Annotated in this window: 25 protein-coding genes; 5 read left to right on the forward strand and 20 right to left on the reverse strand. The window is 65.6% G+C overall.

Annotated features, from left to right (window positions below):
• A complete protein-coding gene (locus V1261_RS03390; protein WP_329770032.1) occupies positions 1 to 312 on the reverse strand; it encodes a monooxygenase in 312 nt (103 codons plus the stop codon).
• Between the two features lie 145 nt (positions 313 to 457).
• Here V1261_RS03390 and V1261_RS03395 point away from each other — a divergent pair, with 145 nt between their 5' ends.
• Positions 458 to 937: a DUF411 domain-containing protein gene (locus tag V1261_RS03395; protein ID WP_329770033.1), complete on the forward strand. Its 480-nt coding sequence runs from the start codon at positions 458 to 460 to the stop codon at positions 935 to 937.
• A 4-nt stretch (positions 938 to 941) separates the two neighbouring features.
• On the opposite strand, the gene arsB is transcribed toward V1261_RS03395, so the two are convergent.
• The 3 genes from arsB to V1261_RS03410 form a co-directional block, all read right to left on the reverse strand.
• On the reverse strand, positions 942 to 1,964 hold the full coding sequence (gene arsB, locus V1261_RS03400) for an ACR3 family arsenite efflux transporter (protein ID WP_329770034.1): 1,023 nt from the start codon (positions 1,962 to 1,964) through the stop codon (positions 942 to 944).
• Positions 1,965 to 2,047: 83 nt separating this feature from the next.
• Positions 2,048 to 2,578, reverse strand: coding sequence for an arsenate reductase ArsC (locus V1261_RS03405; protein WP_329770035.1), 531 nt, complete (start codon positions 2,576 to 2,578; stop codon positions 2,048 to 2,050).
• A 123-nt stretch (positions 2,579 to 2,701) separates the two neighbouring features.
• Positions 2,702 to 3,049: an ArsR/SmtB family transcription factor gene (locus V1261_RS03410; protein WP_329770036.1), complete on the reverse strand. Its 348-nt coding sequence runs from the start codon at positions 3,047 to 3,049 to the stop codon at positions 2,702 to 2,704.
• Between the two features lie 210 nt (positions 3,050 to 3,259).
• Here V1261_RS03410 and V1261_RS03415 point away from each other — a divergent pair, with 210 nt between their 5' ends.
• On the forward strand, positions 3,260 to 6,004 hold the full coding sequence (locus tag V1261_RS03415; RefSeq protein ID WP_329770037.1) for a cation-transporting P-type ATPase: 2,745 nt from the start codon (positions 3,260 to 3,262) through the stop codon (positions 6,002 to 6,004).
• Between the two features lie 23 nt (positions 6,005 to 6,027).
• Here the strand turns inward: V1261_RS03415 and V1261_RS03420 are convergent, their stop codons facing one another.
• From V1261_RS03420 to pilM, 12 genes are all read right to left on the reverse strand, one after another.
• Complete coding sequence (locus V1261_RS03420; RefSeq protein ID WP_329770039.1) at positions 6,028 to 6,300, reverse strand: DUF2789 domain-containing protein; 273 nt, start codon at positions 6,298 to 6,300, stop codon at positions 6,028 to 6,030.
• A gap of 102 nt (positions 6,301 to 6,402) precedes the next feature.
• Positions 6,403 to 7,263: a class I SAM-dependent methyltransferase gene (locus tag V1261_RS03425; RefSeq protein ID WP_329770127.1), complete on the reverse strand. Its 861-nt coding sequence runs from the start codon at positions 7,261 to 7,263 to the stop codon at positions 6,403 to 6,405.
• A 40-nt stretch (positions 7,264 to 7,303) separates the two neighbouring features.
• A complete protein-coding gene (locus V1261_RS03430; RefSeq protein WP_405198024.1) occupies positions 7,304 to 7,978 on the reverse strand; it encodes a DUF1415 domain-containing protein in 675 nt (224 codons plus the stop codon).
• 16 nt (positions 7,979 to 7,994) lie between these two features.
• Positions 7,995 to 9,200 carry an MFS transporter gene (locus V1261_RS03435; protein ID WP_329770041.1) on the reverse strand — a complete coding sequence of 402 codons (1,206 nt, stop codon included), beginning with the start codon at positions 9,198 to 9,200 and terminating at the stop codon, positions 7,995 to 7,997.
• Positions 9,200 to 10,378 carry a deoxyguanosinetriphosphate triphosphohydrolase gene (locus V1261_RS03440; RefSeq protein WP_329770042.1) on the reverse strand — a complete coding sequence of 393 codons (1,179 nt, stop codon included), beginning with the start codon at positions 10,376 to 10,378 and terminating at the stop codon, positions 9,200 to 9,202. The genes V1261_RS03435 and V1261_RS03440 overlap by 1 nt, the downstream gene beginning before the upstream one ends.
• 1 nt (position 10,379) lies before the next feature.
• Positions 10,380 to 11,555 (reverse strand): 3-dehydroquinate synthase, encoded by a 1,176-nt coding sequence (gene aroB / locus V1261_RS03445; protein ID WP_329770043.1) that lies wholly within the window; start codon positions 11,553 to 11,555, stop codon positions 10,380 to 10,382.
• Positions 11,556 to 11,617: 62 nt separating this feature from the next.
• Positions 11,618 to 12,199, reverse strand: a complete 582-nt coding sequence (locus V1261_RS03450; RefSeq protein ID WP_329770044.1) for a shikimate kinase — start codon at positions 12,197 to 12,199, stop codon at positions 11,618 to 11,620.
• A 19-nt stretch (positions 12,200 to 12,218) separates the two neighbouring features.
• Entirely contained in the window at positions 12,219 to 13,769 is a 1,551-nt protein-coding gene (locus V1261_RS03455; protein ID WP_329770045.1) for a type IV pilus secretin PilQ, read from the reverse strand.
• Complete coding sequence (locus V1261_RS03460; protein ID WP_329770046.1) at positions 13,766 to 14,260, reverse strand: pilus assembly protein PilP; 495 nt, start codon at positions 14,258 to 14,260, stop codon at positions 13,766 to 13,768. The genes V1261_RS03455 and V1261_RS03460 overlap by 4 nt, the downstream gene beginning before the upstream one ends.
• Positions 14,257 to 14,913 (reverse strand): type 4a pilus biogenesis protein PilO, encoded by a 657-nt coding sequence (gene pilO, locus V1261_RS03465; RefSeq protein WP_329770047.1) that lies wholly within the window; start codon positions 14,911 to 14,913, stop codon positions 14,257 to 14,259. The genes V1261_RS03460 and pilO overlap by 4 nt, the downstream gene beginning before the upstream one ends.
• Positions 14,910 to 15,527, reverse strand: a complete 618-nt coding sequence (locus V1261_RS03470; protein WP_329770048.1) for a hypothetical protein — start codon at positions 15,525 to 15,527, stop codon at positions 14,910 to 14,912. Before V1261_RS03470 ends, pilO begins: the two co-directional genes overlap by 4 nt.
• A complete protein-coding gene (pilM, locus tag V1261_RS03475; protein ID WP_329770049.1) occupies positions 15,515 to 16,435 on the reverse strand; it encodes a pilus assembly protein PilM in 921 nt (306 codons plus the stop codon). The genes V1261_RS03470 and pilM overlap by 13 nt, the downstream gene beginning before the upstream one ends.
• 192 nt (positions 16,436 to 16,627) lie before the next feature.
• Between pilM and V1261_RS03480 the strand changes: the two genes are divergently transcribed.
• Positions 16,628 to 19,027, forward strand: coding sequence for a penicillin-binding protein 1A (locus tag V1261_RS03480; protein ID WP_329770128.1), 2,400 nt, complete (start codon positions 16,628 to 16,630; stop codon positions 19,025 to 19,027).
• Between the two features lie 45 nt (positions 19,028 to 19,072).
• Here V1261_RS03480 and cyaY read toward each other — a convergent pair whose 3' ends face one another.
• Entirely contained in the window at positions 19,073 to 19,399 is a 327-nt protein-coding gene (cyaY, locus tag V1261_RS03485; RefSeq protein ID WP_329770050.1) for an iron donor protein CyaY, read from the reverse strand.
• 13 nt (positions 19,400 to 19,412) lie between these two features.
• Here cyaY and lptM point away from each other — a divergent pair, with 13 nt between their 5' ends.
• Entirely contained in the window at positions 19,413 to 19,676 is a 264-nt protein-coding gene (lptM, locus tag V1261_RS03490; protein ID WP_329770051.1) for an LPS translocon maturation chaperone LptM, read from the forward strand.
• Positions 19,677 to 19,696: 20 nt separating this feature from the next.
• A complete protein-coding gene (lysA, locus tag V1261_RS03495; protein ID WP_436231782.1) occupies positions 19,697 to 20,974 on the forward strand; it encodes a diaminopimelate decarboxylase in 1,278 nt (425 codons plus the stop codon).
• 66 nt (positions 20,975 to 21,040) lie between these two features.
• Here lysA and V1261_RS03500 read toward each other — a convergent pair whose 3' ends face one another.
• The 3 genes from V1261_RS03500 to ccsB all read right to left on the reverse strand — a co-directional run bounded on the left by V1261_RS03500 (position 21,041) and on the right by ccsB (position 24,198).
• Positions 21,041 to 21,667, reverse strand: coding sequence for a protein-methionine-sulfoxide reductase heme-binding subunit MsrQ (locus tag V1261_RS03500; RefSeq protein ID WP_329770053.1), 627 nt, complete (start codon positions 21,665 to 21,667; stop codon positions 21,041 to 21,043).
• A gap of 33 nt (positions 21,668 to 21,700) precedes the next feature.
• Entirely contained in the window at positions 21,701 to 22,696 is a 996-nt protein-coding gene (gene msrP, locus V1261_RS03505; RefSeq protein WP_329770054.1) for a protein-methionine-sulfoxide reductase catalytic subunit MsrP, read from the reverse strand.
• A 140-nt stretch (positions 22,697 to 22,836) separates the two neighbouring features.
• A complete protein-coding gene (ccsB, locus tag V1261_RS03510; RefSeq protein ID WP_442877944.1) occupies positions 22,837 to 24,198 on the reverse strand; it encodes a c-type cytochrome biogenesis protein CcsB in 1,362 nt (453 codons plus the stop codon).

Below are 24,198 nucleotides of genomic sequence, written 5' to 3' on the forward strand. Positions count from 1 at the left end.
TCAGTCGGTCTCGATCTGCCCAGTCAGGTTGTTGACCGATACCGGTACCTCGTAGAACTGGATTTCTGGCGGCGCGCCATACTTGGCCGTGACCATCGCCTTCCAGTCATCGGTGTAGCAGGCATCGGCCGCGGCGCGGCTGTCCCAGAAATAGATGCCTCCTGCGCGATCGCCCTGCTCGGACACGTAGTAGTGCTTGCGCTTCAGGCCGGCCAGGCCAACATACTTGGGCGCGGTGGACTGGAACACGGCAGCGGCCTGCTCCACACTCCAGGGTTCGGACAGTCGGAAAGTGACGATGGACACCAGCATGGCTTTCTCCTCGGATCAGTTCGGTGGTGCTGCCATCCTAGCGCGCCTGTGGCTGCGGCAGCCGTCATTTGCAAAATACCGCAGTTGATAGGCTATTCGACTCATGGCAATGTAGCGCCTTCCTTGCGAACCAGAAGATACCACCATGACCGCACCAGCCTCCCGTCGTCACCTCCTGCGCCTGCTGTCTGCCGGCGCTGCCGCCAGCCTGGCCAGCCCGCTATGGGCGCGCCCCGCCGCCAACGCTACCCCGGTCACGGTCTGGAAAGACGCCAGCTGCGGCTGCTGCAAGGACTGGATCGCACACATGGAAGCCAACGGCTTCCGCGTTACCAGCTACGACACCGGCAACAACGCGGTGCGCGCCCGCCTCGGCCTGGCCCAGCGCTACGCCTCCTGCCACACCGCAGTGGTCGGCAGCTACGTGATCGAGGGCCATGTGCATGCCAACGAGATCCGCCGCCTGCTGCGCGACAAGCCGAAGGCGCTCGGTCTGGCCGTGCCCGGCATGCCGATCGGCTCCCCGGGCATGGACGGCCCGGTCTATGGTGGCCGCCGCGACCGCTACGCCACGCTGCTGGTGCAGCGCGATGGCAGCAGCAGCGTGTTCCAGCGTCACGGCTAAACCATCAAGCCGCCGCCAGCCGCTTCTGCTCCATGCGGTTCAGCATGGCGCACAGCGACAGCATCACCGGCACTTCCACGAGCACGCCAACCACCGTGGCCAGTGCCGCACCTGACTGCAGACCAAACAGCGAAATCGCCACAGCCACCGCCAGTTCGAAGAAGTTGGAGGTGCCGATCAGGCAGGCCGGTCCGGCCACGTTGTGCGGCAGCTTGAGCAGGCGCGCACCCAGCAGGCTGATAAAAAAGATGCCGTAGGTCTGCAGCAGCAGCGGAATCGCGATCAGCACGATCACCAGCGGCTTGGCCACAATCGTCTGCGCCTGGAATCCGAACAGCAGCACCACGGTGCCAATCAGGCCGAACATGGACCAGGGCTTGAGCCGCGCCGTGAATTCCGCCACCGCGGCAGGCGAGCGGCGCAGCAGCGCACGGCGCGTCAGCACGCCGGCGATCAGCGGCAGCACCACGTACAGCACGGTCGACAGCAGCAGTGTTTCCCACGGCACCGTCACATTCGTCACGCCGAGCAGAAAGGCGGCAATCGGCGCAAACGCCACGATCATGATCAGGTCGTTCACCGATACCTGCACCAGCGTATAGCTGGCATCGCCCTTGACCAGCTGGCTCCAGACAAACACCATGGCGGTACACGGTGCCACGCCGAGCAGGATCATGCCGGCGATGTATTCGGTCGCCGACTGTGGATCCACCCAGGGCGCAAAAATGTAGTGGAAGAACAGCACGCCCAGCGCTGCCATGGTGAAGGGCTTGATCAGCCAGTTCACCACCAGCGTCAGCAACAGGCCCCTGGGCCGCTTGCCCACGTCCTTGACCGAGCTCCAGTCCACCTGGATCATCATCGGGTAGATCATCACCCAGATCAGCACGGCCACCACCAGGTTCACGTGCGCCAGTTCCAGTGCCGCAATTGCCTCGAACACGCCGGGCATGGCCAGCCCCAGCGCCACGCCGGCGGCAATGCCCAGCCCTACCCATACCGTCAGGTAACGTTCAAATAATCCCATGATGCTGCTTTCTGTACTGTCGTGAAGTGATGAAAAATCGCGCTGCCCACCCCCTTGGTGGTGCAGCGCGACAGGGGCCGGATTCAGGCCTGGCCGCGGCGGTCGGTCGGGTCGATCGTCTGCTGGCCGATCTTGTCCAGCTCGTGCTTCAGCGCCAGCGCATCCAGCGAGGCCAGCGGCAGGCTGGAAAACTCGCGGATGCGGTTGGCCAGGCCATGCAGCGTGTTGTTGAAGGCACGGCGCTTGTCGGCCTCGCTGCCCTCTACCGCAGCCGGGTCCGGAAAGCCCCAGTGGGCGCTCACCGGCGAACCGGGCCAGTACGGGCAGACTTCGCCCGCGGCCTGGTCGCACACGGTGATGATGAAATCCATCTTCGGTGCATCTGCGCCGGCAAACTCGTCCCAGCTCTTGCTGCGCAGGCCATCTACCGGCAGGTGCGAGGCCTGCAGCAGCTCCAGCGCAAACGGGTTGACCTGGCCAGCCGGGTGGCTGCCGGCGCTGTAGGCCTTGAACTTGCCCTTGCCGATAAAGTTGAACAGTGCCTCGCCCATGATGCTGCGGGCCGAGTTGCCGGTGCACAGCACCAGCACATTGAAAACACGGTTGTTGTCCATTGTTCTACCCTCCTGTTTGCTGGGAACATCAGGCCAGTCTGGCCACCACGGTCACCGGTTCGTCATTAATTTGACATTAAATGAATGATTCAAATATCAGCACAAAAAAAGCCGCCCTGCTGCTCACGCCTGATCGGCGGGTGACGCACCCACAGGCACGTCACACAGGCCGGCACATTGTTCCGGATGCCCGTCACAACATTCTTTCACAAGGTAGTCGATCAGGTCCAGCATCAGCGGCATATGGGCACGGTAACGCTGGAAACGCCCTTCCTGCTCCACCGTCAGCAGGCCCGATTGCACCAGCGCCTTGAAATGGAAGGACAGGTTGGCTGGCGGCAGCTGCAGCTCCGTGGCGATTTCCCCCGCCACCATGCCTTCTGCGCCACGCTTGACCAGCAGCCGGTAGATATCCAGGCGCACGGCAGACGAGAGCGATTCGAAGATGGCCAGGGCGGCAGTCTGTTGCATGATTTGATTCTACAACAAAACTTCAAATGTCACGCGGCAGTCAGATTACGTGGATATTTCCTGCCAACCCCATCTGGCTGTCCAACCGGCAGGACACGCCGGCCTGTCTGGCTAGAATGCAGTGATCCCCTCGCCCCCTGCGGGCCATTCCCCCTACCTGTACCCACCCGCTGCGGACTCCCGCCAGCGGGCGGCGCAGCCTGCACCGGCATGACAGAGACACCCTCCCAGGCCCCCTCCCCCGCTCCCCGTGCCCACTGGCACACCCTTTCCACCGACCAGACCGGCACCCGGCTCGACAGCAGCACGCAAGGTCTGGACAGCCAGCAGGCCGATCAGCGCCTGCAGCTGTACGGCCCCAACCGCCTTGCCGCCGCCCGAAAGCGCAGTGCGCTGCAGCGCTTCCTGCTGCAGTTCCACAACATCCTGCTCTACGTGATGATGGGATCGGCCGTGATCACCGCCAGCCTGGGCTACTGGGTCGATACCGGCGTATTGATGGGGGCCGTGCTGATCAACGCCATCATTGGCTACCTGCAGGAAGGCAAGGCAGAAAAGGCGCTGGACGCAATCCGCAACATGCTGTCTCCGCGCTGCATCGTGTTGCGTGACGGCAGCTACCGCGAGCTCGATGCCGACCAGCTGGTACCCGGCGATGTGGTGCTACTGGCCTCCGGCGACCGGGTGCCGGCCGACCTGCGCCTGCTGTCAGTGCACGAGCTGCGCGTGGAAGAAGCCGCGCTCACCGGCGAATCGCTGCCAGTCGACAAGGGCATCGATCCGGTGGCGCACGATGCGCCACTCGGCGACCGCTTCTGCATGGCCTATGCCGGCACGCTGGTGCTCTACGGCCAGGCCACCGGCATGGTGGTCGCCACCGCTGGCCAGACCGAACTGGGCCGCATCAACCAGCTGCTGGGCAGCATGGCCGCCCAGACCACGCCGCTGCTGCGCCAGATCGACCGCTTTGGCAAGACACTGGCGATCGGCGTACTGTCGATTTCGGCGCTGACCTTTGCCATGGGCACGCTGTGGCGCGGCCATCCGGCTGCCGACATGTTCATGATGGTGGTGGCGCTCACCGCCTCGGCGATTCCCGAAGGCCTGCCAGCCATCATCACCGTGGCGCTGGCGCTCGGCGTGCAGCGCATGGCGCGGCGCAAGGCCATCGTGCGCCGCTTGCCGGCGGTCGAGGCGCTGGGCGCGGTCAGCGTGATCTGCTCCGACAAGACCGGCACCCTGACGCGCAACGAGATGACGGTGCAGCGCGTGGTCTGCGCCAACCACGAGGTGATCGAGGTCAGCGGCATCGGCTATGCCCCGGTCGGCGAGCTGCTGCTGAACCGCGAGCGTGTGCAGCAGGCGGACTATCCGGCCCTGCAACTGGCGATACGCGCCAGCGTGCTGTGCAACGATGCCAGCCTGCACCAGGAGGATGGCCAGTGGCTGGTCAGCGGCGACCCGACCGAGGGCGCGCTGCTGGCGCTGGGCGGCAAGACCGGCCTCACGCAGCTGGCTGCACGCGCTGATTGGCCGCGCATGGATGCCATCCCCTTTGAATCGGAACACCGCTACATGGCCAGCTACCACGAGGACGCCCAGGGCAAACCGTGGATCTTCGTCAAGGGCGCGCCCGAACGCATTCTCGACATGTGCGGCCAGCAGATGCGCCTGGACGGCGGTCTGGAGCCGCTGGACGTGGACAACTGGCGCCGCATGGCTACCGATACCGCCGCCCACGGCCTGCGCCTGCTGGCGCTGGCCGTACGCCGCCAGCGGCCGCGACAGGAGCGCCTGGCACACGCCGATCTGGCCGATGGCGACTTCGTCATGCTGGCACTGGTCGGCATCATTGATCCGCCGCGCGAGGAAGCGATCCGCGCCGTGGCGCAATGCCACCAGGCCGGCATCCGCGTCAAGATGATCACCGGCGACCATGCCGAAACCGCCCGCGCCATCGGCGCGCAACTGGCAATCGGCATCGGCAAGCCCACGCTCACCGGCAACGAGGTCGCGCTGCTGGACGACCGGGAACTGCGCCGCGTGGTGCAGGAAGTGGATATCTTTGCGCGCGCCAGCCCGGAACACAAGCTGCGACTGGTGCAGGCGCTGCAGGACTGCGGCGAAGTCGTGGCCATGACTGGCGACGGTGTGAACGATGCGCCGGCACTCAAGCGCGCCGATGTCGGCGTTGCCATGGGCCTGAAAGGCACCGAAGCCGCCAAGGACGCCTCCGACATGGTGCTGGCCGACGACCACTTTGCCACCATTGCAGCTGCCGTGCGCGAAGGCCGCGCCGTCTACGACAACATCCGCAAATTCATCCTGTTCATGCTGCCAACCAATGGTGGCGAGGCGCTGGTGGTCATCGCCGCCATCCTGTTCCAGCTCGCCCTGCCGCTGACACCGGCACAGGTACTGTGGATCAATATGGTGACCTCGAGTGCACTTGGCATGGCACTGGCCTTCGAGCCGGCCGAGCCCGGCATCATGCAGCGGCCACCGCGCCGCGCGCATGAAGCCTTGCTGTCCGGCTTCTTCATCTGGCGCCTGCTGCTGGTCTCGCTGCTGTTCATGCTGTCCACGCTTGGCCTGTTCCTGTGGGAGTTGCGCTCGGGCACCAGCCTGGAGGTGGCACGCACCATGGCAGTCAATACCGTGGTCGCCTGCGAGGTGTTCTACCTGCTCAACAGCCGGCATATCCTGAAGCCGGTGCTGACGCGCGAGGGACTGACCGGCAACTGGTATGTGCCGGCGGCCATGCTGGCCTGCGTGCCGCTGCAACTGGCCTATACCTACCTGCCGTGGATGCAGGAGCTGTTCGGCTCTGCCGGCCTGAGCCTGTACGAATGGCTCAAGGTGCTGGCGGCCGGCCTGCTGGTATTCGTGGTGGCGGAAATCGAGAAATGGGTACTGCGTGCCAGCGGGCTGGCACGCCGTTTCAGGCTGGGCTGACTTCCCTCAGCCCAGGATCGGGATCAGTTCGAGACCGGGCAAACCTCCGGCGGCTCACCCTGCAGGCGTGCGGCCAGGTCATCGACCACCACCGCCCAGTTGGCATCGCGCTCCAGTTCTTCCTTCAGGAAGCGTGCCTGGCTCTCGTTCCAGAACGGTGCATCGCACAGATTGACGCAACTGGCATCCAGACGGTTGTTCTGCACAAAATCCCGGATCGCCTGCTCGTCGCTGGGCAGGCCGAGCTGGCTGAACAGGTCCTCCATGGTGTAGCCGGAAGTGGGGTACATGGACATGGCATTCTCCTTATGGTCTGGCGCAAGCGGGAGGCCTGCACATCAATACCCATTGTCGAGTCTGCCAGCGGGCCCGTCTGTAGGACTAAACCCGGACCGGCCTCACCCGGCGCGCTCGGCCATATCGGCCACCAGTGGATAGCGCAGCGCCAGCAGCTCCTGCAGGCCAAACTCCTCGGCCATGGCGTGCATGCGCTGGGCCGCGCTGCGCTTCTTCTGGCCGGTGTACTGCGCCAGGATCAGCTCGTTCTTCATGCTGTGTTCCCAGCCCACCAACTCGGTCACGGTCACACTGTAACCCTGCGATTCCAGGTACAGGCAGCGCAGCACGTTGGTGATCTGGCTGCCCATCTCGCGCGTGTGCAGCGGGTGGCGCCACAGTTCGGCCAGCGGCGTGCGCGACAGGTTGAAGGCCTTGTTCTGGCGCAGGAAACTGGCCGTCTCGGCCTGGCAGCATGGCACCAGCACCATGTGGCCGGCCTGCTTCTGCAGGCCAAAGGCGATCGCATCGTCGGTGGCGGTATCGCAGGCGTGCAGCGCCGTCACCACGTCGATGCGCTCCGGCAGCTCCGTGCTGCTGGCCGACTGCTGCACCGTCAGCGGCAGAAAGCGCATGCGCGCAAAACCGAGCTGCTGCGCCAGCGCACGCGAGCGCTGCACCAGTTCCTCGCGCGTCTCGATGCCGTAAATCGTGCCGCCCTCGCGCTGCTGGAAGAACAGGTCGTAGATGATGAAGCCCAGGTAGGACTTGCCGGCACCGTGGTCGGCCAGCGTGATCGCGCTGTTGCCAGCAGCTTCCAGCTCCAGCAGGATCTTCTCGATAAAGCCGAACAGGTGGTAGACCTGCTTGAGCTTGCGGCGCGAATCCTGGTTCAGTGCGCCATCGCGCGTCAGGATATGCAGCTCCTTCAGCAACTCGACCGACTGGCCGGGACGGATCGCTTCCTGCACCTGCTGTGCCATCAGCTCGGCCTTGGACGGGCCGCGTGCCGGCTTGCGCGGCTTATTCGCCGCCGTCGCCATCGCCACCCTCGTCATCACGCTGGTCACCGTCACCGGGCGGCTGCTTGCGCTGGCCGTGCGCCGGGCAGGCACGCACCCAGTCATCGCCGCTGACGCGGGTCTGGATGCCGAGCTTTTCCCAACCGCTGCGGCCCATGGCCTCGAGGCGCTCGATGTTGTTGGCGGGGATATCGTCCACATCCGGGTAGTTCTCGACGGCACGGTCGATGCTGGCTTCGCGCAGCAGGTGCAGCGTCGGGTACGGCGCCCAGTTGGTGGCATTGCTGATGTCGTCCGGCTCGGTATCGGCAAACTGGTAGCGCGGGTGGAAGCTGGCAATCTGCAGCTCGCCTTCCAGGCCCAGGTCGGCCAGGATGTCCTCCGCGGCACCGGCAAAATCGTTGAAGTAGAGGAAATCGTCAAACATCGCCGGGAACAGCAGCAGCGTGGTCTCGCGCTCGTCCATCGGCAGTTCGGCCAGCGCCACCAGCTCGTCATGCACGGCCTGCAGCGCCTCGTCTTCGGTCAGCGCACCGGACACCGCATAGTGGACCAGTTCCTTGGTGTAGGTCGCCTTGGCAAACGGGCACAGGTTGAGGCCGATCACGGCCTGTTCCAGCCAGTGGCGGGTATCGGCCACAACGGTATTTTGGAGATCGGTAGTCATGCGCGCCATTGTGCCACGCAGCGTCTCAGCGGGCTACGGCGGGCGGGGTGCGCAGGCGCGCAAATTGCAGCGCCAGCAGGCAGCCCAGCACGCAGGCACTGCCGGTGGCCGCCCAGGTCCAGTGCCAGCCGCCGACCACGCCCGATAGCCAGGCCACGGCCGGCGGACCGGCAAACTGCCCCAGCGAGGAGCCCTGCAACATCCAGCCCACGGTGCTGGCAATCAGGCTGCTGTCCGGCGCCAGCCGCGGCACCAGCGCAAACAGCGTGCCCGGAATCAGGCCACCAAACAGCGAGAACAGCAGCATGCCGACATAGCGCACCGCCGGCGGCAGTTCCAATCCGGTAAACGCCAGCCAGGACCCCAGCGCCATCACGACAAAACCGATGATCAGCAGCGTGCCCGGCTCCGTGCCGCGGTGCAGGCGCTGGCCTGCCACCACGTTGCCGATGATGTTCATCGCCGGCACCAGCGCCATCAGCAGGCCCAGCGTCCAGCCGCTCACGCCGGCCTGCGCATAAATCGTCGGCAGAAAGCCGATCACCGCCATCCACTGGGAGGAGTAGACGCAAAAGGTCAGGAACAGCAGCCAGGGTCCGCGGCTGGACAGCGTCAGGTGCAACTGGCCGGTCCAGCCACCGGCCACGGCCGCTGCCGGGCGTGGCGGATCGGCCGGCACCCAGCGTCGCACGGCCAGCAAGCAGAGCGCGCACAGCAAGCCAATCAACCACCACCAGCCGGCCCAGCCGACTGCCAGGATCACGGCCGGCCCGAGCAGCATCGCCAGCGCCGTGCCAAACGGCACATAAGCCCCCCAGACGCCCATCACCTGCGTCACCCGCTGCGGCGGCACCAGCCGGCGCAGCACCGCCGGCGCCGACAGCGAGGTCAGCAAGAAGCCGAGTCCTTCAAAGGCGCGCAATACCAGCAGCGCGGTCACGCTCTCGACCCAGCCGCCGGCAAAACTGGCCAGACTCATCAGCGCCAGGCCAGCCAGCATGGAGCGGCGCAGGCCAATACGCTCGCTCGCCAGCCCGAGAAACAGGCCCAAACTGAGCGATGCCACCTGCACCAGTGACAGCAGAAAGCCGGCCTGCACCAGCGTCACGCCCAGCTCCTGCTGCAGCGCGGGTACCGCCGGCGGCAGCTTGCCAATGATCATGGCCGCACACACACCCGTGACCAGCACGACCCAGATGGCGCGCATGCCGCCCTGCTTGTCCGGAGCCATCACATCAAGACCTGCTGGCCAGTCAGGCGTACATGCTCACGCAAGGCGAAGCGGTCGGTCATGCCGGCAATATAGTCGGCCACGGCGCGCTCGGTATCGGCACGCGTGGCGAAATCGGGTTTCATCTGCTGCGGCTGCTGCAGGTAGATGGCAAACAATTCGCGTACCACCTGCTGCGCCACGTCCATCGTCTGCATCACCTGCGGATGGCGGTAGAGCGCCTTCAGCAGCAGCTGCTTGAGTTGCAGCGATTCATCGCGCATGGTGGCGCTGAAACCGACCAGCGGCGGGCACTGGCGCACCGCGTCCACGCTGTCCGGCCGGTGCTGTTCCAGCGCGGCGCGCGTGGCAGCGATCACGTCGTAGACCTGCTCGCTCAGCATGCGGCGGATGGTTTCGTAGATCACGCGGCGGCCGCTGAGCTGTGGCCAGTCACGCAGCGTGCTGGCATGGTGGCGCGCCACCAGCGGCACGCTCAGCACCTGCTCCCACTGCAGCAGGCCGGAGCGCAAGCCGTCATCGATATCGTGCGCGTTGTAGGCAATCTCGTCGGCGATATTGCACAGCTGCGCCTCCAGGCCCGGCTGCTGCCCGAGCAGGAAGCGCTGGCCCACACCGCCCGGCTCCTGCTGTTCCAGCCAGCGCGCGTTGCGCGCCGAACAGTGCTTGAGGATGCCCTCACGCGTCTCGAAACACAGGTTCAGGCCGTCAAACGCCGGATAACGCTGCTCCAGCACATCCACCACGCGCAGGCTCTGCAGGTTGTGCTCGAAACCGCCATGCTGCTGCATGCAGCCGTTGAGCGCATCCTGCCCGGCATGGCCAAACGGCGTGTGACCCAGATCGTGCGCCAGCGCAATCGCTTCCACCAGATCCTCGTCCAGCCCCAGCGCACGCGCCACGCTGCAACCGAGCTGCGCCACTTCCAGCGAATGCGTCAGCCGGGTGCGGTACAAATCCCCCTCGTGGTTCAGGAACACCTGCGTCTTGTAGACCAGCCGGCGGAACGCCGAGCTGTGCACGATGCGGTCACGGTCGCGCTGGAAGGCGCCGCGCGTTGGCGCATCGGCTTCTGCATGGCGGCGCCCGCGCGACTGCCAGGGCAAGGCAGCCCAGGCGGCATGGCTGTGCTGGCCGCTGTCCGGAACGCCTGGCAGCGGCGCGCTGTAGATCGCCATCTCAGGCCTGGCTGCAGACGTGGATCACGTCGGCCACCAGGCTGTCCGGCGCCTTGGCCAGCGCCGCCTCGCCCGGCTGTGCGATCACGACAAAACGGATCTCGCCGGCCTCGGCCTTCTTGTCCACGCGCATATGGTGCAGCCATTCCTCGACGTTGGCAGCATCCTCCTCGGCCAGACGCGGTGCCACCACCGGCAGGCCGGCGCGCTGCACCAGCGTGCGCACGCGCTGCACGAAAGCCGCATCCACCAGGCCAAGCCGCGCCGACAGCTCGGACGCCATCACCATGCCGCAACCCACTGCCTCGCCGTGCAGCCAGGTGCCAAAGCCCAGGCCAGCCTCAATCGCGTGACCAAAGGTATGGCCATAGTTCAGGATCGCGCGCATGCCGCTTTCCTGCTCGTCCTGGCCCACCACCCAGGCCTTGATCTGGCAACTGCGGCGCACCGCCACTGCCAGCGCCTGCGGGTCACGCGCACGCAAGGCATCGATATGCTGCTCCAGCCAATCAAAAAAGCCCATGTCGGCAATCGGACCGTACTTGATCACCTCGGCCAGACCGGCACTGAGTTCGCGATCCGGCAGCGTGGCAAAGGTGTCCATGTCGCAAATCACGCGGCGCGGCTGGTAGAAGGCGCCGATCATGTTCTTGCCCAGCGGGTGGTTGATGGCAGTCTTGCCGCCGACCGAGGAGTCGACCTGCGCCAGCAGCGTGGTCGGCACCTGTACAAAAGGCACGCCACGCATGTAGCAGGCCGCGGCAAAACCGGTCATGTCACCGATCACGCCGCCCCCCAGCGCATACAGCACCGTCTTGCGGTCGCACTGCTGGCCCAGCAGGCCATCAAAAATCAGGTTCAGCGATTCCCAGGTCTTGTATTCCTCGCCATCGGGCAAGGCCACCACATGCACCTTCGGGTACAGCGGCTGCAGCGCCTGCAGCAACTGCGCGGCATACAGCGGCTGCACCGTGGTGTTGGTCACGATCACGGCACTACGCGCGGCCGGCAGGCCCTGCCAGCTGGCCGCCTTTGCCAGCAAGCCACTGCCGATATGGATGTCGTAGCTGCGCGTATCTAGCGCAATGGAAACGCGCTCCTCGCCGGCCGCAGGCACGGCATCGAACGGCGTCAGGGGAGCGGTGATATCGAATCGGGTCAGGGCTGTGGCGTTCATGCCCCTATTGTCGCGCAAGTCGAAAACCCGAACCGGCTGCAGGCCCGCTTGCCGGCCCGGTTTCAGCCGCGTGAGCGTCGACCCTGCGGCCCCGGTGCTCTGGGTGGCCTGGGCGGCGTTTCGCCCTGCGGCACCAGACCGGCCATTTCCAGCTGCATCGCGATATGGCTGACCAGCATCTGGATCGAGGAACGGCCGGTATCGATCACGTAATGCGCGGTTTTCAGGTAGAGCGGATCACGCGCCTGGAACAGCTCCTGCAGCTTCTGGCGCGGATCGGCCACCTGCAGCAGCGGGCGCTTGGTGTCGTGGCGCAGGCGGCGGTAGATTTCTTCGGGCGAAGCGCGCAGGTAGAGCACGGTGCCGTGCTGGCGCAAGATGTCACGGTTTTCCTCGCGCAGCAGCGCACCGCCACCGGTCGAGAGCACGATCTGCTCGCTGCTTTCAGCGACGCGGCGCAACAGCGCCGTTTCCAGGTCACGGAAGGCCTGTTCGCCCTGCGTCTCGAAGTATTCGCGGATGCTCATGCCGATCTGCTGCTCGATCTCGTGGTCACTGTCCACGAAGGGCAAGCCGAAACGGCGCGCCACCTGCCGCCCTGCCGACGATTTGCCCGAACCGGGCATGCCTACCAATACGATCACCTTGCTGTCTCCTGTCTGCTCAGCGCCGGGCCAGGCGCTGGCTTTCCACGATTGTAGGCGTGATGAAGACCAGCATCTCCTTCTTTTCCGTCACCTGGCTGCGCGAGCGGAACAGCCCACCCAGATACGGGATGTCGCCAAGCAGTGGCACCTTGGTCACATCCTCGCGCTCGCTGATCTCGAAAATCCCGCCAATCACCAGCGTGCCGCCGTTTTCCACCAGCACATTGGTCTGGATATGCTTGGTGTCAATGGCAAAGCCGTTCAGCGTGGTGCGGCCGACCGAATCCTTGTTCACGTCCAGATCCAGCACGATCTGGCCTTCGGGCGTGATCTGCGGCGTCACCTCCAGCTTCAGGTTGGCCTTGCGGAACGCTAGCGAGGTCGCGCCACTGGCCGTCGCCACCTGGTAGGGCAGCTCGGTACCCTGCTCGATCAGCGCGCGCGTCTGGTCTGCCGTCACCACGCGCGGGCTGGACACCAGCTTACCCTTGCCATCGGCCTGCAGCGCCGAGATTTCCAGCGTGACAAAACGCGAGGCACCGGCACTGAACAGCGACAGGCCCAGCGCGGCCGGGGCAAAGCCGTTCTGCCCCAGCGCCGGCAACTGGTACAGCGGTGTCGCCGCCTGCCCCGGCACCGAGGCCACGCCGAGCCGGCGGCCATCGCCCAGGTCCATGCCCGAGGCCCCATTCGGCTGCCCCAGCACCGACAGCCGCGCGCCCAGCGACTGACCCCAGTTCTCGCCCGCCTCGACAATGCGCGCCTCGATCATCACCTGCCGCACCGGGATATCCAGCTGTTCGATCAGCTGCTGGATCTGCGCCTGCACCGCCGCCACATCCTGCACCACCAGCTGGTTGGTGCGCGCATCGGCAAAGGCCGAACCACGCGCACTCAGCAGGCGCGCGGCCTGGCCACCCCCGCCATGCACCTGCTGCGCCAGCTCACCGGCGCGCGCATAGTTGAGCCGGTAGCTGCGCGATTCCAGCACGCCGTCAGCCGGTGCGGATTGCGCCTGCTGTTGCAAACTGGCCAGTTCCTGCTGCGGCGCCACCCAGATCACCTGGCCATTGCGCTGCATCGCCAGCCCGCGCGTCTGCAGGATCACCTCCAGCGCCTGCTCCCAGGGCACCTCCTTCAGCCGCAGGCTCATGCGCCCCTGCACGCTATCGGCCGCAACGATATTGATGCCGGTGAAATCGGCCAGCACCTGCAGCAGCGCACGCACCTCGATGTCCTGGAACTGCAGCGACAGGCGCTTGCCCCGGTAGCGTGCCGGGTTGCGCGGGACAGGCGCTCCCGGCTGGGCGTAGCGGCTGGCCCCGCTGCCAGCCTGCACCGCTGTCGGCTTCAACGACTCGGCAGAAGTCACCGCTGCTGCTGTCGCCGTTCCCGGCAGCACGGTGGCCAGACGCTGCGGCGGAATCACGGCATCACCCGCCGTCGCTACCAGTGCGCCAGTCTGCGGGGGCGGCATGGCCGGTGCCGGTTGCAGGGCCTGTGCCCCCACCAGCGCCGGCCAGAGCAGCCATGCCAGCGGCCAGCCACGGATCAGGTGCACGCTCATGGCTGGCCCTCCTGCAACGCCAGCCGCTGTACGCCAGTGGCATCCGGCAGGCGCAGCAACAGCTGCGTATCGTCCATGGACAGCACCCGGCCCCGCTCCGCGCCCAGCGCTTCGCCTGAGTGCACCAGCAACAGCTGGCCGCCTGCCCGCACCAGCGCCACCCGCTGCGCCTCCTGCTGCATCCAGCCCTGGTAGCGCATCTGCTCCAGCGGCATCTGTTGCGGATCAACGGATAGCGCCGCCGCACTGCCCGCCAGCGGCTGAAACGGATCGCGCCCGGCTATCGGGTGCATGGCCTCCGGCTCCGTCGTGGCCGGCCCGGCCTGCAGCAATTCGGCATATTGCTGCTCCGGCTCCTGCGCCGCCAAGCCACCCGCCACCATGCCTGTGCTGGCCGGCAACTGTGGCAACTCCCCGGCCACCGGTTCGCCACAGCCCTGCAGGCACAACACCAGCAGCGCCCCACTCCATCCTGTCTGCATCACTTTCATGCTGCCTCTCCCTGGCTGCGCCTGCCTTTGCCGCGCTTGCCTTGTGCCTGTTCCTGCGCATTGGCCAGCCGGTAGCCGACAATGCGCGCCTTCAGCCGCAACTCGCCTGTGACTGATTTCCCCTTGCGCGTCTCCGCGGTCAGCTGCCAGCGCCGCACCAGCGTGACCGGCTCCAGTTGCGACAGCGCCACCGCCAGCGCCTGCATCGCGGCAAAACTGCCGCTGCACTCCAGCTCCACCGGCTGTTCCATCAGACCGCCCTCGAGCCGTTTCGGCTTCATCGGCTTGAAGCGCCGCACCTGCAACCCCGGCACGGCAAATTGCAGCCGCGCCTGCCAGACCGGTTCCTGCCAGTCCTGCGGCAGCTCGCGCTGCAACTGTTCCTGCAGCCCGGCCAGCTGCTGCCGGATCCGGACGAGCTCGGGCTGGCGCTGCAATTGCTGCTGCAAGAGCGCCTGCTGCTGCCGCACGCTGGCCTGCTGCTGCAGCGCTTCCTGTCGCTGCTGTTCCAGCGGCTGCAACAGCAGCAGCCAGGCCAGTCCACCCGCCAGCATCGCCGCCAGCAGGCAGGACAGCAGACGCAGCTGCCAGGGCCAGTCCTGTGGCGCACGCGAGCGCAAGCCGGCCCAATCGATGACCCTCAGGCGGCTCATGGCGCATCCTCCACGGCAGCCGAGGCCGCTGCACCGGCAGGCATCGCCGCCGGCAGTGGTCGCAGATCAGGCACCATGCTGGCACCCCACTCCCAGCGCAACAGCAAGGCACCGGTGGCGGCCTGCCCCGGCATCAGCGCATGCTCTTTCTGCAGCAGACGCCCGTCGAGCCCGGCTTCAGTCACGGCATCGGTCAACGCCATTACGGCATCGGCGCTGGCGGCCTGGCCCTGCAGCGTCCAGCCCGCCTCCTGCCATTCCAGCTGTTGCAGCTGCACGCCAGCAGGGAAGCCGCTTGCCAGCCATTGCATCAGCGTCGCCGGCCAGTCCCGCAACGGCTGCAAGGCCTGGCTCCAGCGCCATTGCTGCTGCAGCTGCCGCAGCGCCGCCTCCTCGGTACGTAGCTGCTGCATCGCCGCCTGTGCCTGCTGCAATTGTTGCCGCTCTTGCGCCAGACGCGCCTGTTCGGCCTGCACCTCCTGCTGCAGTCCCAGATACACCACGCCACTCGCCACCAGCGCGCCCAGCACGGCCACCGCCAGTCCCAGCTGCCAATGGCGCAAGCGCCGCTGCCGTGCCTGTGCACGCCAGGGCAGGAAATTCAGCGCGTCCATGCACCCTCCTGCTGCCAGGCCAGACCACAGGCAACCAGCATGCCGGCCGTCATGCCGGGCGCAGGCTCCAGGCAGCGCCATGGCCGGCCAGTCTGTGCCTGCAAGGTCGCCGATACCAGTTCCGCATCCGCTCCCACGCCTGCGACCCAGGCCTCCGCCGCCAGCAGCCAACCCGGATCGGGCAGCGCCGACAACAATTCCGGCACCAGCGCCAGCCAGTCCTGGCCAGCCGCCGCACGCTTTTCCGGCAGCTGATACCGCCACCACGGCCGCCCCTGCTGCAGGATCTGCAGGCATAGCTGGCCCGATCCCGCATGCAGCACCAGCAATTGCAGCCCGGCTGGCTGCCGCTGCAGGCAGCGCAAGGCCGCCCGGTGCGCCGCGTGCAAGGCCGCATCGACCGATAACAGTTGCAATCCCGCCACACGCACCGCCTGTTGCAGCTGCTCCAGCCGCTGCCCATCTGCCGCCACCGCCAGCACCTCCTGCCGCGTCGCACCCGGCTCCGCCGGCAGGCAGCGGAAATCCAGTGCCGGCAGCGCCATCGCATCGGCACCGGCCTGGCGCTGCCACTCGGCCTGCACCAGTGCTTCCAGTTCGGCCTCATCCAGACCGGCCGGCAGGCGCAGGCTGCGTCGCTGCAACATGCTCTCCGGCAGGGCAGCACGTACCCGGCGCTGTCTCACGCCCGCCTGCTGCCAGAGCTGCTGCAGGCTTTCTGCCAGCAGCTGCACGCCATCACCGTCCAGTGGCACACCAGTGCTCGGCCACGCCAGCTGCGCCTGAACTAGCGCTCCATCGGCGCTCAGCTGTATCAGCCGTAGGCCATCATCGGCCCAGTCGAGTCCGACATCAGCCGCTGCACGACGACCTGCCAAAGGCCAGGAAAAGAAAAAGGAATGTCGCATGATTGAGTATTTTAGTATTAATTCATGCATTTCCATCGCCCTATGGCACGATCCCGCCATACAGCCTTGTTACAGCCTTTGCCACACCGGATGTACCCGCAGGCACCGCCTTGATGCACAATGCGGGATGACTTTTTTGGGGCAAGGGGGTGCTGCGCCTGCAGTCCGTCCATGTCCGCAACCGTGTACGCCATGAGCCAATCCAACGATTCTTCCCAGACCCCTGCCCAGCCGCCCAGGCAGAAACGCCACTGGCTGGTCCGCCTGTTCCTGTGGCTGATCGGCCTGATCGTCGCCGGTGCCGCCACCGTCGCCCTGCTGGCCGCCGTGGCCTTGTCGGTGGCCTATCCCAATCTGCCAGACGTCTCCAGCCTGCAGAACTACCAGCCCAAGCTGCCGCTGCGCATCTATTCGTCCGAAGGTAATCTGATCAACGAATTCGGTGAAGAACGCCGCAGTTACGTGCCGTTCGACGAAATTCCGGCCATCATGAAGAATGCCGTGCTGGCCATCGAGGATGCGCGCTTCTACGAGCACAACGGCATCGACTATGTCGGCGTGATGCGCGCCGGCATGGCCAACTTCAGCAAGGCGCGCAGCCAGGGTGCTTCCACCATCACCATGCAGGTGGCGCGCAACGTCTATCTGTCGTCCGAAAAGACCTTCACGCGCAAGATCTACGAGATGATGCTGGCGTTCAAGCTGGAGCGGAACCTGAGCAAGGACCAGATCCTCGAGATCTACATGAACCAGATCTTCCTGGGCAACCGCGCCTATGGCTTTGCCGCCGCCTCCGAAGCCTATTTCGGCAAGCCGCTGCAACAGATCAACCTGGCCGAAGCCGCCATGCTGGCCGGCCTGCCCAAGGCCCCCTCGCTCTACAACCCGATCGTGAACCCGAGCCGGGCCCGCGTGCGCCAGCTCTACATCCTGGACCGCATGGTCGAGACCGGCTTCATCACGCAGCAACAGGCTGACGAAGCCAAAAACACCGAACTCGTGCTGCAGCGCGCCACCTACGGTGACAACGTGCACGCCGAATACGTGGGTGAAATGGTGCGCCAGCTGATTTATGACCAGTACGGTGCCGATACCTACACGCGCGGCCTGAACGTCTATACCACCATCTCCACCGAAGAGCAGCACGCCGCCTACAAGGCGGTGCGCACCGGCATCCTGAACTACGATACACGCCGCAGCTACCGTGGCCCCGAGCACTTCATCACCCTGCCGACCGATCCGGACCTGCTCGAGGAAGCGATTTCCGATGCGCTGATCGAATACCCGGATGCCGGTGAAATGAAGGCCGCCGTCGTCACCGAGGCCTCGCCTCGCAAGGTCGTGGTACGCCGCAGCGACAACGATCCCATCAGCATCACCGGCAACGGCCTGCGCTTCGTCAGCTTCTCGCTGTCGAACAAGGCCAACGACAAGCAGAAGATCCGCCCCGGTGCCATCGTGCGCGTGGTCGAGAACAAGGGCGCCTGGAGCATCCGCCAACTGCCTGAAGTGGAAGCCGCGCTGGTGTCCCTGGATCCGCAAAGCGGTGCCATCAAGGCCCTGGTCGGCGGTTTCGACTTCAACAAGAGCAAGTTCAACCACGTGACGCAGGCCTTCCGCCAGCCGGGCTCCAGCTTCAAGCCCTTCATCTACTCGGCCGGTCTGGAAGAAGGCATCATGCCGAGCACCGTGGTGAGCGACTCCGAGCTGGTGTTCGATTCCAGCGTCACCGGTGGCAAGCCCTGGTCGCCGAAAAACTATGATGGCCGCTTCGGCCCGCCGCTGACGGTACGCCAGGCCCTGGCCAAGTCGCGCAACATGGTCTCGATCCGCATCCTGCAGTCGGTCGGCACCCAGAAGACCCAGGACTGGGTGGGCCGCTTCGGCTTCCCGGCAGACCGCACACCGCCCTATCTGACGATGGCGCTCGGCGCCAACTCCACCACACCGCTGGAAATGGCGGTCGGCATGTCGGTGTTCGCCAATGGCGGTCATGGTGTCAGCCCCTACGTGATCTCGATGATCAAGGACCAGCGCGGCAACGTGCTGTCCGAGGTGCAGCCGGCCGAGCTGACCGAGCAGCGCCGCGTGATCCCGGCGCGCAACGCCTTCATCATGAACAGCCTGCTGAACGAGGTCACCACCACCGGTACCGCGGCCAAGGCCAGTGGCCAGCTCGGCCGCCGTGACCTGTTCGGCAAGACCGGTACCACCAACGACTCCAAGGACGCCTGGTTCGCCGGCTACCAGCCGACCCGCACCGCCGTGGCCTGGATGGGCTTCGACAACCCGCGCAACCTGGGCGACCGCGAAACCGGTGGCGGCCTGAGCCTGCCGATCTGGATCGATTACATGAAGGTCGCACTCAAGGGCGTGCCGCTGGCCAAGGCGCCCAACCCGCCGGAAGGCGTGACGCGCCAGGGCGACTGGGTCTACACCGAATATGCCGGTGGTCGCGGCATTGCACGCATTGGCGTGGCCAGCAACTACAGCGCGGCACCGGCAGCACGCAGGAACGGCGGCAGCGACAGCGCTCCGCCACCTGCCGACAATGTCGGCGCACACTCCACCGATCCGTTCGGCGGCAACTAAACGTCATCAGCGGCAGGCATCCCCTGCCGCTGCCGGTTTTCAGGGTCAGGCAAACTGCAGTGGCAGACCGGACTGCTCGCTGGCCAGCTGGCTCAGGTGGGCAAAGAACTCGCCATGGCCCTTGGTGTCCTGCCAGACCTGGCCATCAAAGGTATAGTGGTAACCACCCGCCTTGGCCGCCATCCAGATTTCGTGCAGGGGTTTTTGCAGGTTGATCACGATCTGGCTGCGGTTCGGAAACACCAGCGTGATCATGCCGCCCACGCGCTGGTTGTCGATATCGGCATCGGTCTCGTCATTGATACGGTCGCAGCAGGCCTCGACGCGGCGCAATACCTGCTCGGCAGCCTCAAGATATTCCAGGTCAGTCATTACAATTCCAGCTATGGTGAAAGTCCGAAACATTGTACGCATCGCCCTGTTGCCCTTGACTGCAGCAGTGCTATCGGCCTGCGGCCAGACCGGCGATCTCTACCTGCCCACGGAACCCGGGGCAGCGCAGCGCGCACGCCTGCATGAGCTGATCATTCCGGGCCTGAAACGCGCCCCGGCAGACAGTGCCCCTGACGCCACGCCGCCTGCACCGCCACCGGTTCCTGCCGCTGACGCCCGCATCCGCAACACCATTCCCTCCACTCCCGGCCTGTAAAGCGGCTGGCAACGTCTCTCCTGACCATGACCTCCCTCCCCGGATCCCCTTTCCTGGCCCGTGATGCGGCCGGCGCCCTGACGGTTGACGGCGTCTCCGTTGCCGATCTGGCACGCGAACACGCGACCCCGCTGTTCGTCTACTCCAAGGCCGCCATGCTGCATGCACTGGCCGCCTACCAGCGCGGCTTCGCCGGCCGCAACGCCCAGATCTGCTACGCCATGAAGGCCAACTCCACGCTGGCCGTGCTGCAGGTGTTTGCCCAGGCCGGCTGCGGTTTCGACATCGTCTCCGGCGGCGAGCTGGAACGCGCGCTGGCCGCTGGCGGCGATCCGGCCAAGATCATCTTCTCCGGCGTCGGCAAGACACGCGCCGAAATGCGCCAGGCGCTGCAGGCCGGCATCGGCTGCTTCAACGTCGAAAGCCTGCCCGAACTCGATGTATTGTCGGAAGTCGCTGCCGGCATGGGCCTGCGCGCCCCGATCAGCATCCGCGTCAATCCCAACGTCGACGCCAGGACCCATCCGTACATCTCCACCGGTCTCAAGGGCAACAAGTTCGGCATCGCGCACGAGCAGGCGCTGCAGGCCTACCAGCACGCTGCCAGCCTGCCCGGCCTGCGCGTGGTCGGCATCGACTGCCATATCGGCTCGCAGATCACCGAGATCGATCCCTACCTGGATGCCATGGAACGCATGCTGGACCTGTTCCAGCAGATCGAGGCCGCCGGCATCCCGCTGGAGCATTTCGATTTCGGCGGTGGCCTGGGCATCACCTACACCGACGAGCAACCGCCGTCTGCCGATGCGCTCTGGCAGCAGCTGCTGGCGCGCATGGACGCCCGCGGCCTGGGCCAGCGCAAGCTGATGATCGAACCGGGTCGCTCGCTGGTCGGCAACGCCGGCATCTGCCTGACCGAGGTGCTCTACCTGAAAGATGGCGAAGAAAAGAACTTCTGCATCGTCGATGCCGCCATGAATGACCTGCCACGTCCCGCCATGTACGAGGCCTTCCACCAGATCGTACCGGTGCAGCAATCCGATGCCAGCCCGGCCAGCTATGACGTGGTCGGCCCGATCTGCGAAAGCGGTGACTGGCTGGGCCGCGACCGCGAACTTGCCGTGCAGCCCGGTGACCTGCTCGCCGTGCTGTCTGCCGGTGCCTACTGCATGAGCATGTCCAGCACCTACAACAGCCGCGGCCGCGCCGCCGAAGTGCTGATCGCCGACGGCCAGCCGCACCTGGTGGCACCACGCGAATCGGTCAAGGAGATCTACCAGCGCGAGCGCCTGCTGTAAGCACCGCCCTGCCTGGCTCCCAGGCAAAGGAAAGGGCTGCCGATGGGCAGCCCTTTGCATCTGCGCTCAGTGGCTACAAGAGCCTCCCGATGAGCCCCGGTTCCAGTGCCAGAGTCGCCAGGCCATCAACGCGGTCAGGATCAGCGCGTAGATCCAGACCTCCAGCACATCGTTCTTGGTGCCGCGCATCCAGAGAAAGTGCACGATGGCAAATCCGGCCACCAGGTACACCAGCCGGTGCAAGGCCTGCCAGTTGGCCCCCCGCATGCGGCGGATCGCGGCATTGTTCGAGGTCAGGGCCAGCGGCAGCAGCAAGGCATAGGCCAGCACGCCCATCAGGATGAAGGCGCGGTCCGCCACATCGGCCAGCAGCTCGGACAGGTTGAAGCCCATCTGCAGCCAGACATAGAGCAGCAGGTGCACGCTGGCATAGAGGAACACCGACAGGCCCAACACGCGGCGGAAGCGCAGCAGCTGCGGCAATTGGAAGGTCACGCGCACCGGTGTCACCGCCAGCGTCAGGCACAGCATGCGCAAGGCCCAGTCTCCGGCGCCGCGTACCAGCGCCTCTTCCGGGTTCACGTACGCGCCGGTACTGGCCTGCCACCAGAGCCAGGCCAGCGGCAACAGGCACAATAGCCACACCAGCGGTTTCATCCAGGCTTGTACCAGCAGTCGTTTCAGCGATTCCATCGTGTTTCCCGTTGCGCCCCACTGGGCGGATTATCAGTAATGCGTAGCCAGATCCATGCCCTGGTACAGGCTGGCCACCTGTTCGCCATAGCCGTTGAACAGCTCCGTCGGACGACGCGGGCTGCGCAGGCTGTCACCGATGCGGCGCTCGTTCGCCTGGCTCCAGCGCGGGTGCGCCACCTGCGGGTTGACGTTGGCATAAAAGCCGTATTCGCGCGGCACTGCCCGCATCCAGGCCGATACCGGCATCGCTTCGGTCAGGCGAATACGCACCAGTGACTTGGCGCTCTTGAAACCGTATTTCCACGGCACCACCAGGCGCAGCGGTGCGCCGCTCTGCTTCGGCAAAACCTCGTCGTACATGCCAAAGGCCAGCAGCGTCAGCGGGTGCATCGCCTCATCCAGCCGCAGGCCTTCCACATAGGGCCAGTCCAGCATCTGGCTGCGCACGCCGCGCATCTGTTCCGCATCGGCCAGCGTCGTGAACTCGACAAAACGGGCGCTGCCGGTCGGCTCCACCTGCTTCAGCAGCGCCGACAGCGAATAGCCGATCCACGGAATCACCATGCTCCAGCCTTCGACGCAGCGCAGCCGGTAGATGCGCTGCTCCAGCGGGGCCAGTTGCAGCAGCTCTTCCAGTCCCAGCGTCAGCGGCTTGTGGACCGCGCCTTCGATGCGAACCGTCCACGGCGTGGTCTGCAGCGCACCTGCATACTCGACCGGATCACTCTTGCCCGGACCAAATTCGTAGAAGTTGTTGTAATGGGTGGCGTCGTGCTGCGTCGTCAGCGCCTCGCGGCTGATGGCACCGGGCACGCTGGATGGCACGGAGGCCAGCGCCACACCCGCCTGCGCCGGCGCTGGGGGCTGCTGCCAGCGCCGGTACAGCGGCAGCGCGGCCGCCCCCGCTGCGCCCACCGCAGCCAACCCCATCAGCTGCAGCCAGCGCCGCCGTGCCGCATAGGCCTGCGGCGGCGTGATCTCGCTCGGGGTCGGATGCTGGTATCCGCGATCGCGGTGGTAATGCATGGCACTTGTCTCTGCTGGCGAATGCCAGCGTCTGCAACGATCCTAACGCAAAGTGCATACCCGTATCCCGCCAGGTGCCACCCACGAAAAAGGCGCAGGGCCGCTGGGCCATGCGCCTTCTGATGCCGATCTGCCGGGGATCAGAGCGTGCCGTAGCTGTGCAGGCCGCTCAGGAACATGTTCACGCCGATAAAGGCGAAGGTGGTGATGGCCAGGCCAACCAGCGCCCACCAGGCCGACACGGTGCCGCGCAGGCCCTTCATCAGGCGCATGTGCAGCCAGGCCGCGTAGTTCAGCCAGACGATCAGCGCCCAGGTCTCCTTCGGGTCCCAGCTCCAGTAGCCACCCCAGGCCTCGGCCGCCCACAGCGCGCCCAGCACGGTGGCAATGGTAAAGAAGGCAAAGCCGACAGCGATCGACTTGTACATCACGTCATCCAGCACCTCAAGCGCCGGCAGGCGCGCCGCAATCGTCTTGCGGCCCAGGATAATGGCCGCCACGATCAGCGCCGACACGCCAAAGTAGACCGCCCAGTAGCTGCTCATGCCGCTGACGCTGCTGCGGAACACGATCGGCTCAAAGCACAGCACGATGCCCAGCAGCCACAGCGGCGCCAGCTTGTACCATTTGGTCTCGGCAGCCTGCTTCTTGATCAGGTAGGCAAAGGCCACCATCGCCGCCAGCGCAAACGTGCCGTAGCCAATGAAGTTGGCTGGCACGTGCAGCTTCATCCACCAGCTCTGCAGCGCCGGCACCAGCGGCTGGATTGCCTGCGCCTCGCGCACCAGCGTGTACCAGAGCAGGAAGCCGACTGCCGCGCTCACCACCAGCATCACGAAGGCACCCAGCGCACGCGTGCGGTACTGCATCTCGTAGTAGAGGTAGAACAGCGCCGTCATCCAGCAGAACATGACGAACACTTCGTACAGGTTGCTGACCGGGATATGGCCAATGCCAGCGCCAATGTGGTGGCTCTCGTACCAGCGCACCATGGTGCCGATCAACGCCAGCGCCACGCCAGCCCAGGCCATGCGCGAGCCCAGCAGCTCCAGCGCGTTGCTGCTGTAGCGGTCCGTCTCGCCCTTGCCGCCGGTAAACATGCCGATCCAGTAGAACAGCGTGCTCATGAAGAACAGCATGCACATCCACAGGATGGCCGACTGGCTCGAGATGAAATACTTGAGCAGGAACACCTCGTCAGCACGTTTCAGGTCACCGCCATAGAGCCAGAGCGCCAGCAGCGATACCGCTGCCACCACCAGCATCAGGCGTGCCGCCGGTCGCCAGAACCAGCCCAGCCAGATCACGGCGGGAATGGTGCCGATCAGGATCGCCTTTTCGTAGACGTCCATGGCGTGGTCGTAATACAGGAAGGCGTAAATCCCGCCAGCCACGGCCAGCAGCGCAAACAGCCAGTCAAACAGGTTACGGCGGCTGAAAAAGCCCCCGTTCAGGGTAATCGTCTGCACCTCTTGCGGGGGCAGCTTGGTGGTGGAACTCAT

This window comes from Brachymonas sp. J145, assembly GCF_036312245.1.
Lineage (GTDB): Bacteria > Pseudomonadota > Gammaproteobacteria > Burkholderiales > Burkholderiaceae_C > Brachymonas > Brachymonas wangyanguii.

What these genes read in the sequence shown, in the direction of transcription:
- pilO (WP_329770047.1), bottom strand. Translation starts at nt 14,913, where the DNA reads ATGAGCCGCCTGAGGGTCATCGATTGGGCCGGCTTGCGCTCGCGTGCG.
- V1261_RS03430 (WP_405198024.1), bottom strand. Translation starts at nt 7,978, where the DNA reads ATGGCGCGCATGACTACCGATCTCCAAAATACCGTTGTGGCCGATACC.
- V1261_RS03395 (WP_329770033.1), top strand. Translation starts at nt 458, where the DNA reads ATGACCGCACCAGCCTCCCGTCGTCACCTCCTGCGCCTGCTGTCTGCC.
- arsB (WP_329770034.1), bottom strand. Translation starts at nt 1,964, where the DNA reads ATGGGATTATTTGAACGTTACCTGACGGTATGGGTAGGGCTGGGCATT.
- V1261_RS03420 (WP_329770039.1), bottom strand. Translation starts at nt 6,300, where the DNA reads ATGTCCATGTACCCCACTTCCGGCTACACCATGGAGGACCTGTTCAGC.
- cyaY (WP_329770050.1), bottom strand. Translation starts at nt 19,399, where the DNA reads ATGACTGACCTGGAATATCTTGAGGCTGCCGAGCAGGTATTGCGCCGC.
- V1261_RS03390 (WP_329770032.1), bottom strand. Translation starts at nt 312, where the DNA reads ATGCTGGTGTCCATCGTCACTTTCCGACTGTCCGAACCCTGGAGTGTG.
- V1261_RS03480 (WP_329770128.1), top strand. Translation starts at nt 16,628, where the DNA reads ATGAGCCAATCCAACGATTCTTCCCAGACCCCTGCCCAGCCGCCCAGG.
- V1261_RS03455 (WP_329770045.1), bottom strand. Translation starts at nt 13,769, where the DNA reads ATGAGCGTGCACCTGATCCGTGGCTGGCCGCTGGCATGGCTGCTCTGG.
- V1261_RS03470 (WP_329770048.1), bottom strand. Translation starts at nt 15,527, where the DNA reads ATGGACGCGCTGAATTTCCTGCCCTGGCGTGCACAGGCACGGCAGCGG.
- V1261_RS03425 (WP_329770127.1), bottom strand. Translation starts at nt 7,263, where the DNA reads ATGGCACAGCAGGTGCAGGAAGCGATCCGTCCCGGCCAGTCGGTCGAG.
- V1261_RS03500 (WP_329770053.1), bottom strand. Translation starts at nt 21,667, where the DNA reads ATGGAATCGCTGAAACGACTGCTGGTACAAGCCTGGATGAAACCGCTG.
- ccsB (WP_442877944.1), bottom strand. Translation starts at nt 24,198, where the DNA reads ATGAGTTCCACCACCAAGCTGCCCCCGCAAGAGGTGCAGACGATTACC.
- pilM (WP_329770049.1), bottom strand. Translation starts at nt 16,435, where the DNA reads ATGCGACATTCCTTTTTCTTTTCCTGGCCTTTGGCAGGTCGTCGTGCA.
- V1261_RS03405 (WP_329770035.1), bottom strand. Translation starts at nt 2,578, where the DNA reads ATGGACAACAACCGTGTTTTCAATGTGCTGGTGCTGTGCACCGGCAAC.
- V1261_RS03440 (WP_329770042.1), bottom strand. Translation starts at nt 10,378, where the DNA reads ATGGCGATCTACAGCGCGCCGCTGCCAGGCGTTCCGGACAGCGGCCAG.
- V1261_RS03460 (WP_329770046.1), bottom strand. Translation starts at nt 14,260, where the DNA reads ATGAAAGTGATGCAGACAGGATGGAGTGGGGCGCTGCTGGTGTTGTGC.
- lptM (WP_329770051.1), top strand. Translation starts at nt 19,413, where the DNA reads ATGGTGAAAGTCCGAAACATTGTACGCATCGCCCTGTTGCCCTTGACT.
- V1261_RS03410 (WP_329770036.1), bottom strand. Translation starts at nt 3,049, where the DNA reads ATGCAACAGACTGCCGCCCTGGCCATCTTCGAATCGCTCTCGTCTGCC.
- aroB (WP_329770043.1), bottom strand. Translation starts at nt 11,555, where the DNA reads ATGAACGCCACAGCCCTGACCCGATTCGATATCACCGCTCCCCTGACG.
- msrP (WP_329770054.1), bottom strand. Translation starts at nt 22,696, where the DNA reads ATGCATTACCACCGCGATCGCGGATACCAGCATCCGACCCCGAGCGAG.
- V1261_RS03435 (WP_329770041.1), bottom strand. Translation starts at nt 9,200, where the DNA reads ATGGCTCCGGACAAGCAGGGCGGCATGCGCGCCATCTGGGTCGTGCTG.
- V1261_RS03415 (WP_329770037.1), top strand. Translation starts at nt 3,260, where the DNA reads ATGACAGAGACACCCTCCCAGGCCCCCTCCCCCGCTCCCCGTGCCCAC.